This is a genomic window from Streptomyces sp. NPDC059906 (genome assembly GCF_042730645.1).
Lineage (GTDB): Bacteria > Actinomycetota > Actinomycetes > Streptomycetales > Streptomycetaceae > Streptomyces > Streptomyces rubrogriseus.
Genome location: NZ_JBHWKU010000046.1, coordinates 1 through 16,437 on the forward strand (window position 1 = coordinate 1; position 16,437 = coordinate 16,437).

A 16,437-nucleotide genomic window follows, 5' to 3' on the forward strand; every position below is an offset into this window, starting at 1 on the left:
CACCAGCGCGGCATGCGCGTGATCATCGACTTCGTCATGAACCACACCAGCGACCAGCACCCGTGGTTCCAGGAGTCCCGCAAGAACCCGGACGGCCCGTACGGCGACTACTACGTCTGGGCCGACGACGACACCCAGTACGCCGACGCCCGGATCATCTTCGTCGACACCGAGGCCTCCAACTGGACCTACGACCCGGTCCGCGGCCAGTACTACTGGCACCGGTTCTTCTCCCACCAGCCGGACCTCAACTACGAGAACCCGGCCGTGCAGGAGGAGATGCTCGCCGCCCTGAAGTTCTGGCTGGACCTGGGCGTGGACGGCTACCGTCTCGACGCCGTGCCCTACCTGTACGCCGAGGAGGGCACCAACTGCGAGAACCTGCCCGCCTCCCACGCGTTCCTCAAGCGGGTGCGCCGCGAGATCGACGCGCAGTACCCGGACACCGTGCTGCTGGCCGAGGCCAACCAGTGGCCGGAGGACGTGGTCGACTACTTCGGCGACTACTCCAAGGGCGGCGACGAGTGCCACATGGCCTTCCACTTCCCCGTCATGCCCCGGATCTTCATGGCGGTCAGAAGGGAGTCCCGCTACCCGGTCTCGGAAATCCTCGCCAAGACCCCGGCCATCCCGTCGGGCTGCCAGTGGGGCATCTTCCTGCGCAACCACGACGAGCTGACCCTGGAAATGGTCACCGACGAGGAACGCGACTACATGTACGCGGAGTACGCCAAGGACCCGCGGATGCGCGCCAACATCGGCATCCGCCGGCGCCTGGCCACCCTGCTGGACAACGACCGCGACCAGATCGAGCTGTTCACCGCCCTGCTGCTCGCCCTCCCGGGATCCCCGATCCTCTACTACGGCGACGAGATCGGCATGGGCGACAACATCTGGCTCGGCGACCGCGACGCCGTGCGCACCCCCATGCAGTGGACGCCCGACCGCAACGCCGGCTTCTCGACCTGCGACCCGGGCCGCCTCTACCTGCCCGCGATCATGGACCCGGTCTACGGCTACCAGGTGACGAACGTCGAGGCGTCCATGGCCTCGCCCTCGTCCCTGCTGCACTGGACCCGGCGCATGATCGAGATCCGCAAGCAGAACCCCGCCTTCGGCCTCGGCACCTACACCGAACTGCCCTCTTCGAACCCCGCTGTCCTGGCCTTCCTGCGGGAGTACGAGGACGACCTGGTGCTGTGCGTGAACAACTTCGCGCGGTTCGCCCAGCCCACCGAGCTGGACCTGCGCGAGTTCGCCGGACGCCATCCGGTCGAGCTGTTCGGCGGGGTCCGCTTCCCCGCCATCGGCGAACTGCCGTACCTGCTGACCCTCGGGGGCCACGGATTCTACTGGTTCCGGCTCACCCGAGTCGCATCCCGCATCGGCCGCCGCGCTTGAGCGTGGGCCGAGGAAAGGACGCGTCACCATGCCGAAGACCGCACCCCTGCGCCCCAGACGCAGGCAGCTCGCCGAGCCGATGGCGTCGCTCGGCGAGTTGCTGCGCCAGTGGCTGCCGCGCCAGCGCTGGTTCGCGGGCAAGGACCGGCCCGTGGCCGAGCTGGGTCTGCTGTCGATGACCGAGCTGTTCCCGGGCTGTCTGCACCTCCTGGTGCACACCGGGCAGGGCTCCGTGCCCTCCCCGGGCGGCGCTCCCCCGGCCGGGGACTGCTACCAGCTGCTCCTCGGTGTGCGCGAGCAGCCCGCGCCGCGGCTGGGCCGGGCCGTCATCGGGCAGGTGCAGGACGGGCCGCTGGCCGGGCGGACGGTCTACGACGCGCTGCACGACCCCCGGACCGCCCAGCTGCTCCTGGAACGGCTCCGGCACCCGGGGAAGGCGGGCCCGCTGCGCTTCGAGGCCGACCCCGCGCGGCCGGTGCCCGGCGGTCTCGCGCCGCGACTGCTGGACGCCGAGCAGTCCAACTCCTCGCTGATCTACGGCGACGAGTTCATCCTGAAGCTGTTCCGCCGCGTCCAGCCCGGCGTCAACCCCGACCTGGAGGTGCCGGACGCGCTGGCCCGGCAGGGCTGCGGCCGGGTACCGGCGCCGGTGGCCTGGATGCGCACGACCCACCCGTACGGGGCGACGCTCGGCGTGCTCCAGCCGTTCCTGCACGGCGCCTCCGACGGCTGGACCCTGGCCCTCAACGCGCTCGCCGCCGGGGACGAGTTCACCGTGCAGGCCCACGAGCTGGGGCAGGCGATGGGCGACGTGCACCTCGCGCTGGCCTCGGCCTTCCCGGTCGGCGCGCCCGGCGAGAACGGCCGCACGGCGGCGGGGATGACCGAGCGGCTGACCGCGGCGGCGCACTGCGTACCCGCGCTGCAGCCCTTCGTCCCGGGTCTGCGGGCGGCCTTCGCGGCACTGTCGACCTGCGACTGGGGGCCGCCCGCCCAGCGCATCCACGGCGACCTGCACCTGGGTCAGGTGCTGCGGGCCGGCCGCGACTGGTTCGTCATCGACTTCGAGGGCGAGCCCTCGCGCCCGCTGGCCGAGCGACGCAGCGCCCACTCCCCCGTGCGGGACATCGCTGGGATGCTGCGGTCCTTCGACTACGCCGCCCGGCAGCGCCGGCCGTGGCGCCCGGAGTGGGCGCGCCGCTGCCGGGAGGCGTTCTGCGCGGGCTACGCCGCCCGCGCCGGGTGGGACCCCCGCAAGAAGCACGGCCTGCTGCGCGCCTACGAGACCGACCGTGCCGTGTACGAGGTGCTGTACGAGGCCCGGCACCGCCCCGACTGGCTTCCCGTACCCATGGCGGCGATCGAACGACTCGCCGTGAGAGGAGACTGACCCGTGGCCCTCCGCGACACCTCGATCCCCGAGCCGTCCGGTCCCGTCGCGCCCGCACCCGGTGCGTGCGCGACCGCGCCGCCCCTGGACCCCACCGACCGGGGGCGCCTGCTGGCGGGCGCCCACCACGACCCGCACGCCCTGCTGGGCGCCCACCCGGTGCCCGGCGGCATCGCCTTGCGGGTGCTGCGCCCCTTCGCCCGCGAGGTGGGCGTGGTCGTGGACGGCGAGCGCCACGCCCTCGGGTCGGAGGGGGACGGCCTGTTCTCCGGTGTGCTGCCGCTCGCCGCGATCCCGGCGTACACGCTGGTGGTGGCCTACGAGCAGGGCGAGCCGCAGGAGACGCACGACCCGTACCGCTTCCTGCCCGCCCTCGGCGAGCTGGACCTGCATCTGATCACCGAGGGCCGGCACGAGCAGCTGTGGCAGGCGCTCGGCGCGGAGCCGATGACGCACGAGGGCGTCGCCGGCACCCGGTTCACGGTGTGGGCGCCGAACGCCCAGGGGGTGCGGGTCGCCACCGACTTCACGCACTGGGACGGCACCGCGTTCCCGATGCGCTCGCTGGGTTCGTCCGGGGTGTGGGAGCTGTTCCTGCCGGGCGTCGGCGAGGGCACCCGGTACAAGTTCGAGATCCACTCGCGGTACGGGCACCGGTTCCTGAAGGCCGACCCGATGGCCCGCGCGGCCGAGGAGCCGCCGAACACCGCGTCCGTGGTGACCGCCTCGCGCTACGAGTGGGGCGACGCCCGGTGGATGCGGACCCGCGCCGACCGGCCTGTGCACGAGGCGCCGTTCTCGGTGTACGAGGTGCACCTGCCGTCCTGGCGGCCGGGCCTGACCTACCGCGAGCTGGCCGAGGAGCTGCCCGCCTACGTCGCGGACCTGGGCTTCACCCACGTCGAGCTGATGCCGGTCGCGGAGCACCCCTACGGGCCGTCCTGGGGCTACCAGGTCACCGGCTTCTACGCGCCGACCGCACGTCTCGGTTCGCCGGACGACTTCCGCTTCCTGGTGGACGCGCTGCACCGGGCCGGGATCGGCGTGATCATGGACTGGGTGCCGGCGCACTTCCCGAAGGACGACTGGGCGCTGGGTCGCTTCAACGGGGACCCGCTGTACGAGCCCGGGGACGACCGGCGGGCGACCCACCCGGACTGGGGGACGTACACCTTCGACTTCGCGCGGACCGAGGTGCGCAACTTCCTGGTGGCCAACGCCGTGTACTGGTGCGAGGAGTTCCACATCGACGGGCTGCGCGTGGACGCCGTCGCCTCGATGCTGTACCTGGACTACTCGCGCGACTCCGGGCAGTGGGAGCCCAACCAGTACGGCGGCCGCGAGGACCTGGCGGCCATGGCCTTCCTCCAGGAGATGAACGCGACCGTCTACCGGCGCTGCCCCGGCGTGATCACCATCGCCGAGGAGTCGACCGCCTGGGGCGGGGTGACCCGGCCGACCGACACCGGCGGGCTCGGCTTCGGCCTGAAGTGGAACATGGGCTGGATGCACGACTCGCTGGAGTACGTCGCCCACGAGCCGGTGCACCGCAAGTACCACCACCACGAGATGACGTTCTCGATGGTGTACGCGTACAGCGAGAACTACGTGCTGCCGATCTCCCACGACGAGGTGGTGCACGGCAAGCAGGCGCTGGTGTCGAAGATGCCGGGCGACTGGTGGCAGCGGCGGGCCAACGTCCGCGCCTACCTGGGCTTCATGTGGGCCCACCCCGGCAAGCAGCTGCTGTTCATGGGCCAGGAGTTCGCGCAGGGCGCGGAGTGGTCGGAGAAGCAGGGGCCGGAGTGGTGGCTGCTGGACGAGGGGTACCACTCGGCGTTCGACCACCGCGGGATCCAGGACCTGGTCCGCGAGCTGAACACCCGCTACGCGCGCACGCCCGCCCTGTGGCAGCGCGACACCGACCCGGCCGGCTTCCGGTGGGTCTCGGTGGACGCGGCCGAGGACAACGTCTTCGCGTTCCTGCGGTACGGCACGGACGGCAGTCCGCTGCTGGCGGTGTCGAACTTCTCGCCGGTCGTGCGGCACGCGTACGGGCTCGCCGTCGGCGACGAGGCCGACGCGTGGCAGGAGGTGCTCAACACCGACGCCGAGGAGTACGGCGGCGGCGGCGTGGCCAACCCGGACCCGGTGAAGCCGGAGGACGGGAGCATCCGGATCACGCTGCCCCCGCTGGCGACGGTGTGGCTGATGCCGTACGCGCGGTGAGCCGCCCAGGTGTCCGACCGGCTGTCCGGGGCAGTCGGTCGGTGACACCGGCCCGCAGAGAGGCGGCACCACGTGCGCACCGTCGGAGTGGAGGAGGAACTCCTCCTGGTCGATCCCGCGACCGGTGAACCGCGGGCGCTGTCCGCCGCCGTACTCGCCCGGGCGTTCCTCGACGGTTCCGGGCAGGACGTGTTCGAGAAGGAGCTGCACGAGCAGATGCTCGAGTTCGCCACGCATCCGCAGGCGGACATGGAGCGGCTGCACGCGGAGATCGTCCGCTGCCGCGAGGAGGCCGGACGGCACGCCGGCGGGATCGGGTGTGCCGTCGCCGCGCTCGCCAGCTCACCGCTGCCGGTGACGCCCTCCATCGGCGTGAACCGGCGCTACGAGTGGATGGCCGAGCAGTACGGGGTCGTGGTCCACGAGCAGCTGGTCCTGGGGTGTCACGTGCACGTCTCGGTCGACTCCGACGAGGAGGGCGTCGCGGTGATCGACCGGGTGCGGCCCTGGCTGCCGGTGCTGGCCGCGCTGAGTGCGAACTCGCCGTTCTGGCAGGGCCGGGACTCCTCGTACAGCAGCTATCGCAGCCGGGTGTGGCAGCGCTGGCCGTCGGCCGGTCCCACGGAGCTGTTCGGCTCGGCGGAGCGCTACCACCGCAGGGTCGCGGACATGCTCGCCACCGGGACGATCCTGGACGACGGGATGGTCTACTTCGACGTCCGGCTCTCCCAGCGGTATCCGACCGTCGAGTTCCGGGTCGCGGACGTCTGCCTGGACGCCTCCACCGCGGTCGTCCTGGCCGCGCTCGCCCGCGCGCTGGTCGACACGGCCGCGCGGGAGTGGCGCGCGGGCGCGGAACCGGCCGAGCACAGTGTGAGCCTGCTCCGCCTCGCGGCCTGGCGGGCCGCCCGGTCCGGGCTGACGAGTGAGCTGCTGCACCCGGCGACGATGCGGCGGATGCCGGCCGGGACGGTCGTACGGGACCTGCTGGAGCATGCCGGGGAGGCCCTCGCGGCCGCGGGCGACCTGGAGCGGGTGCGCGAGGGTGTCGAGGTGCTGCTGCGGCACGGCAACGGCGCCCGGCTCCAGCGCGAGCTGCTGGCGCGCACGGGGAGCCTGCGGGAGGTCGTCGCCGCGTGCGTGCGCCGTACTCAGGCGGTCTGAGCCCGTACTGGGGCGGTCCGGGACATCAGTAGATCAGGGCGAGGGCGTAGCCCAGCAGGCCCACCGCGAAGATCAGCACGACCGCGAGGATCAGGGCCATCGGACCCTTGGCCCAGCCCTTGGCCGGATTGCTGAGCAGGTCCTGCGGGCCTGCCTCGGGCATGCTGCTCTCCGCCGGCGGGGTCTCCCCGGGCGGCACGCCGCCGCCCGGCTCCAGGCCGGTGCTGAGTCGGGGTTCGGGATCCGGATTCACATAGCTCATGGCCCCCGAGTCCCCCGATCGGGCCGAGATCACCGGGTGGGAACACTTCTGCCGTCCGGGTCCCCCGCCGCCCGCGGCTGGGCTAGCCTCCGAGCACCGTCGACCACGGTGTTCGTCGGCGACGTCACCGTCCGTACACGTCAGGAGCCGGCGCATGCACGACCCCGCACTCGCTCCCCGGACCGTCCCGCCGCTGACCGGCTCTCTCGCCGACAGCCTCTTCGAGACGGCCGCCCGCACGCCGACCCTGCCGATGCTCGCCCGGCGCCGCGGCCCCGGCTCCACGGCGTGGGACGAGGTGACCGCGGTGGAGTTCCGCGACGAGGTGGTCGACCTGGCCAAGGGCCTGATCGCGAGCGGGATCACGCCGGGCGACCGGGTGGCGATCCTGGCCCGCACCCGGTACGAGTGGACGGTCTTCAGCTACGCCCTGTGGACGGTGGGCGCCGAGGTGGTGCCGATCTACCCGACCTCCTCGCGCGACCAGGTCGAGTGGATCCTGCGGGACGCGGGCTGCGTGGGCGTGCTGGTGGAGGACGAGCAGAACGTGATGACGGTCGGCTCGGTGTGCGCGTCGCTGCCCGCGCTGCGCCACGTCTGGCAGCTGGACGCGGGCGCGCTGGACACGCTGGTGGCGCGCGGCGCGTTCCTCCCGTCCGCGACGGTCGACTCCATGCGCCGCATCGTGCTGCCGGACGCCACGGCCGTGGTGGCCTACACCTCGGGCACCTCCGGCCGCGCGCTGGGCTGTGCGCTGAGCCACCGCGGCCTGGCCGCCCCGTGCGACACGCTGCTCGCCGGCTGGGGTCACACGGCGGCGCCGCCGGGAGAGCAGGGCGCGGTCCTCGCCTACCTGCCCTTCTCGCACGTGTACGGGCTGATGATCCAGAACCTCTGCGTCCGCGGCGGGTTCCTGATGGGACACGAGCCGGTGCTGACCGGGGAGGCGCTCTCCTCGGCCCTGCGTTCCTTCCGGCCGACGTATCTGTACGCCGTCCCGTCGGTCCTGGAGAAGATCTACAAGAACTTCCTGCGCACGGCCCAGCAGGCGGGACACGGTGCCCTGTTCGAGCGGGCCGCGGCCACGGCGCGCGACTTCGCCACGGCGCTGGAGCGCCGGCGTCTGGGCAGGGGGACCGGGCCCGGATTCGACCTGCGCCTCCAGCACGCCCTGTACGAGCGGACGGTCTACCGGCGGCTGCGCGCCGAGCTGGGCGGCCGGGTGACCCGGGCCACGTCGGGCGGTTCGCCGCTCAGCCGCGAGCTCGCCCTCTTCTACGAGGGCATCGGCGTCCACGTCCACGACGGCTACGGGCTGACCGAGACCAGCGGCGGGCTGACGATGCAGCCGCTGGGCCGGGAGAAGTCCGGCACCGTCGGGCAGTCGCTGCCCGGCATGGAGATCCGGGTGGCCGACGACGGGGAGATCCTGGTGCGCGGGCCGTCCCTGTTCCAGGGGTACGTCGGCGACGGGAGTGCCACCCGCGAGGTGCTGCGCGGCGGCTGGCTGGCCACCGGCGACCTCGGGCACCTGGACGACGAGAACTACCTGGCGATCACCGGCCGCAAGAAGGACGTGATCATCACCAGCGGCGGCAAGAGCGTGGCCCCGGCCGCCCTGGAGCAGCGGCTGCGGATGCACCCCCTGGTCCACCAGGCGGTGCTGGTCGGCGACAACCGGCCCTGCGTCGGTGCGCTGATCACGCTCGACCCGGAGTTCCTGACGCACTGGCGGGCGTCCCTGGCCCTGCCCGGCGACGCTCCGGCCCGGGAGGCACGGGAGGAGAACGCGCTGCGGGAGGAGGTCGCGCGGGCCGTGGCCGCGGCCAACAGCGCGGTGTCGCGCTCGGAGTCCATCCGGGTCTTCCGGGTCCTTGCCCACCCCTTCGACGTGGCGGGCGGACTGCTCACCCCGTCGATGAAGCTCCGGCGGGACGAGATCGTACGGACCTACTCCCTGGAGATCGACGCCATGTACGAGGCGCGGTCCCACCGCCGGCCGACGACGCCGCCGCCGCCCCAGGAGCCGGCCGGCTGGGAGGACGCGGACAACGTGTTCCTCCGCTGAACCGGCGCCCGGCCCGTCCCCGGCCCGGCACACCGGCGCGACTAGGTTCGGCCTGCACGGGAACTTACAGACGAAGGGGAAGCGAAGGAGAAGGAACGATGCCCGGCCCGTGCCGGGCCGGGAAGGCGCAATGGCAGCCGAACCGCGTTGGGACAGGACACTGGCTTCCGAGGAGATCACGAACCGCACCGCCAGCTTCACCGGGGAGCTGCACAATGTGACCGGTGCGCGGCTGGTCGCGGAGGAGTTCCTCCACGACCTCGCCCGTGCGGCGCCGCCCGCGGCGCCCGAGCACTGGGACGACATCCTCCTCGTCGTCACGGAGCTGGCGGCCAACGCCGTGCAGTACGCTCCGGGACCGTTCCAACTGCGGCTGCGGCGGACCTTCGACGGCGTGCACGTGGTGATGCACGACACCAACACAACGGAGCCCGCGCCGCGCCCCTTCCATCCGAGCAAGGGCGGCGGCGGCATCGGCTGGCACCTGATCCACACCCTGTCCGACCAGGTGAGCGTCGTCACCGGGGAGCGGGGCAAGGACATCCACGTCTTCCTGCCCTGGTGACGGGCGGCCGCCGGGGATCACGGGGAGTGCGGGGCGCGCGGCGGTAGCGTCGCGCTGATATTTTTCTGCCGGGTGCGAATCCGTGAACTGCGCCAACGCGGGCACGGGAGGCCGGACCGCACGAACGGTCCGGCAGGGGGTGGTGGGTCCTCGCCGCGAGGACCCCCGGGGAGCGGAACGAGGGTACGCATGACCAGCGACAGCACCGGATCCGTCGACGCGGTTCCGGGCGACCAGGAGTTGCGCCGCCTCCTGGCGGGCCTGACGGCCGTGCGGGACGGCGACTTCGGCACCCGTCTGCCGGACGACGCGGACGGGCTGATGGGCGACATCGCCAAGGTCTTCAACGGCATGGTGGACCAGTTGTCCGTGTTCACCTCCGAGGTCACCCGGGTCTCCCGCGAGGTCGGCACGGAGGGCGCCCTCGGCGGGCAGGCGCGGGTGCCGGGGGTCTCGGGCACCTGGGCGGACCTGACGGACTCGGTCAACGCCATGGCGGGCAACCTCACCACCCAGGTCCGTGACATCGCCCAGGTGGCCACGGCGGTCGCCAGGGGGGATCTCTCCCAGAAGATCGACGTGGACGCCCGCGGCGAGATCCTGGAACTCAAGAACACCATCAACACCATGGTCGACCAGCTCTCCGCCTTCGCCGACGAGGTCACCCGCGTCGCCCGCGAGGTCGGCACCGACGGCCGGCTCGGCGGCCAGGCCGACGTCCAGGGCGTCCGGGGCACCTGGCGCGACCTCACCGACTCGGTGAACTTCATGGCGGGCAACCTGACCAACCAGGTCCGCAACGTCGCCCAGGTGGCCACCGCCGTGGCCAAGGGCGACCTCTCCCAGAAGATCACCGTGGACGCCCGCGGCGAGATCCTGGAACTCAAGAACACCATCAACACCATGGTCGACCAGCTCTCCGCCTTCGCCGACGAGGTCACCCGCGTCGCCCGCGAGGTCGGCACGGCCGGGAACCTGGGCGGGCAGGCCCGGGTGCGCGGCGTGTCGGGGACCTGGAAGGACCTCACCGACAACGTCAACGTGATGGCGTCGAACCTGACCGGTCAGGTCCGCTCCATCGCCCAGGTGGCCACCGCCGTGGCCCGGGGCGACCTGTCGCAGCGGATCACCGTGGACGCCGAGGGCGAGGTCGCGGCGCTGGCCGACGTGATCAACACCATGGTCGACACGCTGTCGGCGTTCGCCGACGAGGTCACCCGGGTCGCCCGCGAGGTCGGCACCGACGGGCGGCTCGGCGGCCAGGCGAACGTGCCGAACGTCGCCGGGACCTGGAAGGACCTCACCGACAACGTCAACTCGATGGCCAACAACCTCACCAACCAGGTGCGCAACATCGCCCTGGTGACGACCGCGGTGGCCCGGGGCGACCTGTCCAAGAAGATCGACGTCGACGCCCGCGGCGAGATCCTCGAACTCAAGACGACCATCAACACCATGGTCGACCAGCTCTCCGCCTTCGCCGACGAGGTCACCCGCGTCGCCCGCGAGGTCGGCACCGAGGGCCGGCTCGGCGGCCAGGCCGAGGTGGAGGGCGTCTCCGGCACCTGGAAGCGCCTCACGGAGAACGTCAACGAACTGGCCGGCAACCTCACCCGCCAGGTCCGCGCGATCGCCGAGGTCACCTCCGCCGTCGCCGAGGGCGACCTGACCCGCTCGGTCACCGTGGAGGCCTCCGGCGAGGTCGCCGAGCTGGGGGACAACATCAACGCCATGGTGGAGTCCCTGCGCGAGACCACGCGGGCCAACCAGGAGCAGGACTGGCTCAAGACCAACCTCGCCCGCATCTCCGGCCTGATGCAGGGGCACCGGGACCTGCCGGTCGTCGCCGAGCTGATCATGGACGAGCTGGTGCCGCTGGTGTCGGCCCAGTACGGCGCCTTCTACCTGGCCGAGGACGGGGACGACGGTCCGGAGCTGCGGCTCGTCGGCTCCTACGGCTACCCGCAGGACACGGCCAGACCCACCCGTATCGCCTTCGGCCGCACCCTGGTCGGCCAGGCCGCGCGCAGCCGGCGCACCATCATGGTGAACGAGCTTCCGCCGGGCTACCTGACCGTCTCCTCGGGGCTCGGCGAAGTCGTCCCGGCCGCGCTGGTGCTGCTGCCCATCGTCGTCGAGGGCCAGGTTCTCGGGGTCATCGAGCTGGCCTCGGTCGCCGCCTTCAGCCAGATCAACCAGGACTTCCTGGAAATGCTGATGGAGACCATCGGCGTCAACGTCAACACGATCGTGGCCAACGCCCGTACCGACGAACTCCTCGCCGAGTCGCAGCGCCTGACCGGCGAACTCCAGGCCCGCTCCGCGGAGCTGCAGACCCAGCAGGAGGAGCTGCAGCACTCCAACGCGGAGCTGGAGGACAAGGCGTCCCTGCTCGCGGCGCAGAACCGGGACATCGAGGCGAAGAACCTGCAGATCGAGCAGGCCAGGCAGGAGCTGGAGGCCCGCGCCCAGCAGCTGTCGCTGGCCTCGAAGTACAAGTCGGAGTTCCTGGCCAACATGAGCCACGAGCTGCGCACCCCGCTCAACAGCCTGCTCATCCTGGCCCAGTTGCTCGCCCAGAACCCCTCGCGCAACCTCACCCCGAAGCAGGTCGAGTACGCGGGCATCATCCACTCGGCGGGCTCGGACCTGCTGCAGCTGATCAACGACATCCTGGACCTGTCGAAGGTCGAGGCGGGGAAGATGGACGTCTCCCCCGAGCGTGTGACGCTGCGCCAGCTCATCGAGTACGTCGAGGCCACCTTCCGGCCCATGACGAGCCAGAAGGGCCTGGAGTTCACGGTCGCGACGGCCCCCGGGGCACCGGCGGACCTGCTGACCGACGACTCCCGGCTGCGGCAGGTGCTGCGCAACCTGCTGTCGAACGCGGTGAAGTTCACCGAGCGGGGCGGCGTGGAGCTGGCCGTCGAACCGGCACCGGACGACGAGGTGCCCGGGGGCGTGGTGCGGGGCGGTCCCGTGGTGGCCTTCCGGGTCAGGGACACGGGTATCGGCATCCCCGAGCAGAACCTGGAGTCGATCTTCGGCGCCTTCCAGCAGGCGGACGGCACGACGAGCCGCAAGTACGGCGGCACCGGGCTCGGCCTGTCCATCACGCGGGAGATCGCCCAGCTCCTCGGCGGCGCCGTCACGGTGGACAGCACGCCCGACCGGGGCAGCACCTTCACGCTCTACCTGCCGGTGGCCCGGCCCGACTTCGAGGACCTGCTGGCCCGTGCCCCCGAGCACCTCCCGGCCGACGCGTCCTTGGACGTCCTCGACCGTCCGGCACCGGTGGCCGAGCTGACCGGCGGCCACCGCCGGCGGCCCCGGCGCCTGCTCGTCGTGGAGGAGCGTCCGCGCGGTCTGCTGACCCTCGTCGCGGAGAGCGTGGTCGCCGACCTGACGCACGGGCGGGACGACGCGGGCGACCGGCCCCCGCTCGACGTCATCACGGCGGTGGGCGCCGAGGAGGCCGCCGGAGCGCTGGCCGCCGAGCCGTGCCACTGCGTCGTCCTGGAGCTGGGCATGCCGGACGACGAGGCGTCCCGCTTCCTGCGGGCGTTGCGGGGCGACTCGGCGCTGGCGAGCGTGCCGGTGCTCGTGCACAGCGGTCACCGGGCGGACGCCGCCGTGGAGGAGGACCTGCGCTCGCGCGCGGCCGGCGGGACCCTGGAGTTCCTGGCCGGCCTCGACGAGCTGCGCGAGCGCATCGCACTGCATCTGGCCGCCGAGGAACCCGGGGACGTGCTGTCCCTGGTGCGGCCGGAGGAGCCGCCGCGTCCGGACCCGCGGGCCGGTCAGGGGCCGCCCGCCGGGCGCACCGTCCTCGTCGTCGACGACGACGCGCGCAACCTGTTCGCGCTCAGCGGGATCCTGGAGCTGCACGGGTTCCGGGTGCTGCACGCGGAGAACGGCCGCCGGGGCATCGAGGCGCTGGTGGACCACCCGGAGGTCGCGCTGGTCCTGATGGACGTGATGATGCCGGAGATGGACGGGTACGCGGCGACGGCCGAGATCCGCCGCATCCCGCGGTACGCCGAGCTGCCGATCATCGCGGTCACGGCGAAGGCCATGCCCGGCGACCGGGAGAAGAGCCTGGCCTCGGGGGCCAGCGACTACGTCACCAAACCCGTCGACACCCAGGACCTGATCGCCTGTGTCCGCCGGTGGCTGCCCGCATGAGCGTGTCCGAGCGGCCCGGCGAGCCGGGCGAGCCGGGCGAGCCGGGCGAGCCGGGAGACGGTGTCCGACGGGACCTGTCCGACCCGGTCGGCATGACGCCGCTGTCGCCCGTGGGCAGGCTGGCGGCCACGGTGGACCGGCTGAGCCGCGAGGTGCGGGCGGCCCAGGCGGAGGCCGAGGGCCGGGCGCTGATCGAGCTGGCCAAGGGCGTCCTGGTCGCGCGGCTCGGCTGCGGCCCGGCCGAGGCCGCCCGGCAGCTCGCCGAGCTGGCCGAGCAGTCCCGGGCGACGCCGCTGGAGTTCGCGGTCGACGTCATCAACCAGGCCGCCCGGGACCGCGTGTCGGAGGTGACGGACGCGTTCCTCGCGGCCACCGCGGCGGTGCGGGCCACCACCCTCGAAGGCGACCCGGACGACCCGCACGGCCCGCAGGACCCGCACGGCACGGGCGCCGGGGAGCGGGACGGGACGGTGGCCGAGTCCGCCGCCGTACGCCTGCGGGCGGCCGAGAGCGGCGCACTGGCCGCGGACGACACCCAGGCCGTCGCCGACGCGCTGCTGGAGCAGGCGCTGCGCCCGCTCGGCGCGGTCGCGGTGGCCATCTGGTCGGCCGGGTACGACGGGGCCCTCACCCTGGTGGGCAGCGCCGGGTTCCCGCCCGCCGAGGCGGCCCGCTGGCGGTACGTGCCGCCGGACGTGGCGACGGTGGCCCGGTGCGGACTGACCGAGCGCTCGGGGCAGTGGTTCGCGTCCCTCGCCGGGACGGGGCTGCCCAGCGTGGGCCGGCACCAGTACCCGCAGGGCGGCAGGGTCGCCGTGCCCGCCGGCACCGGGGGGCGCATCCACGGCGTGCTGGAGATCGCCTGGCCGGTGCCGCTGGCCCCGCAGCCCCCGCAGGTGGTCCGTCAGGTGGAGGCCCTGGCGGAGCTGTGCGCGCACACCCTGGAGTCGTACACGCCGCCGCGTGAGCCCGGGCAGGAGCCGCGGGTCATCCCGGACGCGGTGGAGCTGATGGACCTGGCCGACGGGCTGCACGACCCCGCGCTGGTGCTGGTGCCGCACCTGGACGCGGCGGGGCAGCTGGCGGACTTCCGCATCCAGCACGTGAACAAGCGCTTCATGGATCCGGCCGGACGGCCGCGTGCCGTCGTGGGCGGGGCGCTGCTGCTAGAGGCCTATCCGATGGCCGCCGGGGACAGCGAGCTGTTCCAGAACGTGGAGCGCGTGTACGCCACGGGCGAGCCGTTCCGCGCCCGGCATCTGAACCTGACCGCGCTGGTGGACCAGGTGCCGCTGGCGGCGGTCGCGGACATCAGCATCAGCCGGCACGGCAACGCCGTGCTGCTCATCTGGCGCATCGAGGACGAGACGGCCCGGCTGGCCAGCCTCCTGCAGCACGCCCAGCGGCTCGGCCGCATCGGCGGTTTCGAGGAGAACCTGCTGACCGGCGAGATCACCTGGAACGGGCAGCTGTTCGACCTGTACGGGCGCCCGCACACGAGCACGCCGGTGCCGCTGGAGGAGCTGGCCGCCCACGCGCACCCGGACGACGCCGTGGCCATCGGGCGGTTCCTGCGCACGCTGCTGCACCACCGGCGGCCGGCGTCGGCGGCGTTCCGGCTGCGGCGGCCCGACGGGGTGACCCGGCACGTACGGGTGGTGGCCGAGCCGGTCCTGGACACCGACGACCGGCTGCTCCTGGTCCGGGGCGCCTGCCAGGACATCTCGGCCCAGCACTGGACGGAGGTGGCGCTCGCCGCGACCCGCGACCAGCTGGCCCACACCGAGCAGCAGGCCGTCGAACGCGCCCGGCTCACCCTGCAGTTGCAGCACGCCATCATGCCGCCCGCCCAGACCCCGCTGCGGGTGCCGGACCTCCAGGTGGCCGTCCGGTACCGGCCCGCGGAGACGGAGCAGCTCGTGGGCGGCGACTGGTACGACGCGGTGATGCTGCCGAGCGGTCTTGTGCTGCTGTGCGTGGGGGACGTCGCCGGGCACGGGATAGAGGCGGCGACCAGCATGGTGGTCCTGCGCAACGCGCTGCGCGGTCTCGCCGTGACCGGGGCCGGTCCCGGACAGCTGCTGTCCTGGCTGAACATCGTGGCGCACCACCTGACGGGCGGGGTCACCGCCACGGCGGTGTGCGGCCTGTACGACCCGGCCCGGCGCACGCTGCGCTGGGCCAGGGCGGGCCATCTGCCGCCGGTGCTGGTGCGGGGCCCGGGGGCGGAGCCGCTGCCGCTGGTCCGGGGGATGCTGCTGGGGGCGGTGGCGGAGACGGCGTACGAGGAGGCCGAGGCGGAGCTGGCCGCCGGGGACACGCTGCTGATGTACACCGACGGTCTGATCGAACGCCGCGACCGGCCGGTGGAGGAGGCGCTGGCCCAGCTGCTGAGCACGGTGCGCCCGACGCCGAACACCCTGGACCAGCATCTGGACCGGCTGCTCACCTACAGCAGGTCGGACACGGACGACGACACGTGTCTGGTGGGCATCCGGGTGGGGTGAGGCACGGCGGGGCGAACGGGTCCGGCCGGCAGGTGTGGAGCCGGGATTCGGGGGTAACCGCCCGGCGCGGTGGGCCACCCGACGGTCCGCCGCGCCGCCGCGTTGTTGGAGGTACACGTGCCCATAGCCCAGAACCCGCTGTCCGTCGAGGTGACGCTGCCGCGGGAGGATGTCGCGCTGCTCAAGGTGGAGGGTTACCTGGACGTCGACACGGCAACCGAGTTCCAGCACCATCTGGCCAACCAGCTCCACCACGGCCGCAGGCACTTCCTGCTGGATCTTTCGGCGGTCCCGTTCATGGACTCGTCCGGCATGAACATCATCCTGCGGGTCTACCAGGAGGCCCGCGAGCTGCCGGGCAGCGTGCACATCATCTCGCCGGCCCCGGCGGTGCTGCGCGTCCTGGACCTGACGGGGGTGAGCATCACGGTGCCGGTCTCGGAGAGCCTCGACCAGGCCCTCGCCCGTGTGGACGCCCAGCCGGAGGGTCCGCAGGTCCCCGACGCCTGAGCCGAAGCGCGTCCGCGTCCCGCCCCGTACCGGTCCTGCGGAAGCGGGTGACGCGCCAGGTCGGCGGGTGGTTAGAGTTGTCGACCGGCTGGTCACGCCGCCGGCACACCGTCCCGGTCGGGGTGGGGTTCGGCGCAACGCGGATGAGGAGTGGGA

10 protein-coding genes are annotated in these 16,437 nt (G+C 72.7%); 9 read left to right on the forward strand and 1 reads right to left on the reverse strand.

All coding sequences use genetic code 11. From position 1 onward, the window contains the following. The 4 genes from treS to ACFV9J_RS37600 form a co-directional block, all read left to right on the forward strand. The coding region (treS, locus tag ACFV9J_RS37585; RefSeq protein ID WP_385362272.1) for a maltose alpha-D-glucosyltransferase at nt 1-1,401 on the forward strand (1,401 nt) is incomplete at its 5' end. A 28-nt stretch (nt 1,402-1,429) separates the two neighbouring features. Next, nucleotides 1,430-2,791, forward strand: coding sequence for a maltokinase (locus ACFV9J_RS37590; protein ID WP_385362274.1), 1,362 nt, complete (start codon nt 1,430-1,432; stop codon nt 2,789-2,791). A 3-nt stretch (nt 2,792-2,794) separates the two neighbouring features. Continuing rightward, on the forward strand, nt 2,795-5,020 hold the full coding sequence (gene glgB / locus ACFV9J_RS37595; RefSeq protein WP_385362275.1) for a 1,4-alpha-glucan branching enzyme: 2,226 nt from the start codon (nt 2,795-2,797) through the stop codon (nt 5,018-5,020). 72 nt (nt 5,021-5,092) lie between these two features. Next, nucleotides 5,093-6,184 carry a glutamate--cysteine ligase gene (locus tag ACFV9J_RS37600; RefSeq protein WP_385362277.1) on the forward strand — a complete coding sequence of 364 codons (1,092 nt, stop codon included), beginning with the start codon at nt 5,093-5,095 and terminating at the stop codon, nt 6,182-6,184. Nucleotides 6,185-6,209: 25 nt separating this feature from the next. On the opposite strand, the gene ACFV9J_RS37605 is transcribed toward ACFV9J_RS37600, so the two are convergent. Continuing rightward, complete coding sequence (locus tag ACFV9J_RS37605; protein WP_356719009.1) at nt 6,210-6,446, reverse strand: DUF6480 family protein; 237 nt, start codon at nt 6,444-6,446, stop codon at nt 6,210-6,212. A gap of 154 nt (nt 6,447-6,600) precedes the next feature. Here ACFV9J_RS37605 and ACFV9J_RS37610 point away from each other — a divergent pair, with 154 nt between their 5' ends. The 5 genes from ACFV9J_RS37610 to ACFV9J_RS37630 all read left to right on the forward strand — a co-directional run bounded on the left by ACFV9J_RS37610 (nt 6,601) and on the right by ACFV9J_RS37630 (nt 16,281). After that, entirely contained in the window at nt 6,601-8,514 is a 1,914-nt protein-coding gene (locus tag ACFV9J_RS37610; protein WP_385362279.1) for an AMP-dependent synthetase/ligase, read from the forward strand. Nucleotides 8,515-8,644: 130 nt separating this feature from the next. Beyond that, on the forward strand, nt 8,645-9,079 hold the full coding sequence (locus ACFV9J_RS37615; RefSeq protein WP_385362281.1) for an ATP-binding protein: 435 nt from the start codon (nt 8,645-8,647) through the stop codon (nt 9,077-9,079). Nucleotides 9,080-9,268: 189 nt separating this feature from the next. After that, nucleotides 9,269-13,264, forward strand: coding sequence for a HAMP domain-containing protein (locus tag ACFV9J_RS37620; protein WP_385362283.1), 3,996 nt, complete (start codon nt 9,269-9,271; stop codon nt 13,262-13,264). Beyond that, nucleotides 13,261-15,771 carry a SpoIIE family protein phosphatase gene (locus ACFV9J_RS37625; protein ID WP_385362284.1) on the forward strand — a complete coding sequence of 837 codons (2,511 nt, stop codon included), beginning with the start codon at nt 13,261-13,263 and terminating at the stop codon, nt 15,769-15,771. Before ACFV9J_RS37620 ends, ACFV9J_RS37625 begins: the two co-directional genes overlap by 4 nt. 117 nt (nt 15,772-15,888) lie before the next feature. Then, nucleotides 15,889-16,281: an STAS domain-containing protein gene (locus ACFV9J_RS37630; RefSeq protein WP_385362285.1), complete on the forward strand. Its 393-nt coding sequence runs from the start codon at nt 15,889-15,891 to the stop codon at nt 16,279-16,281. Nucleotides 16,282-16,437: the final 156 nt, after the last annotated feature.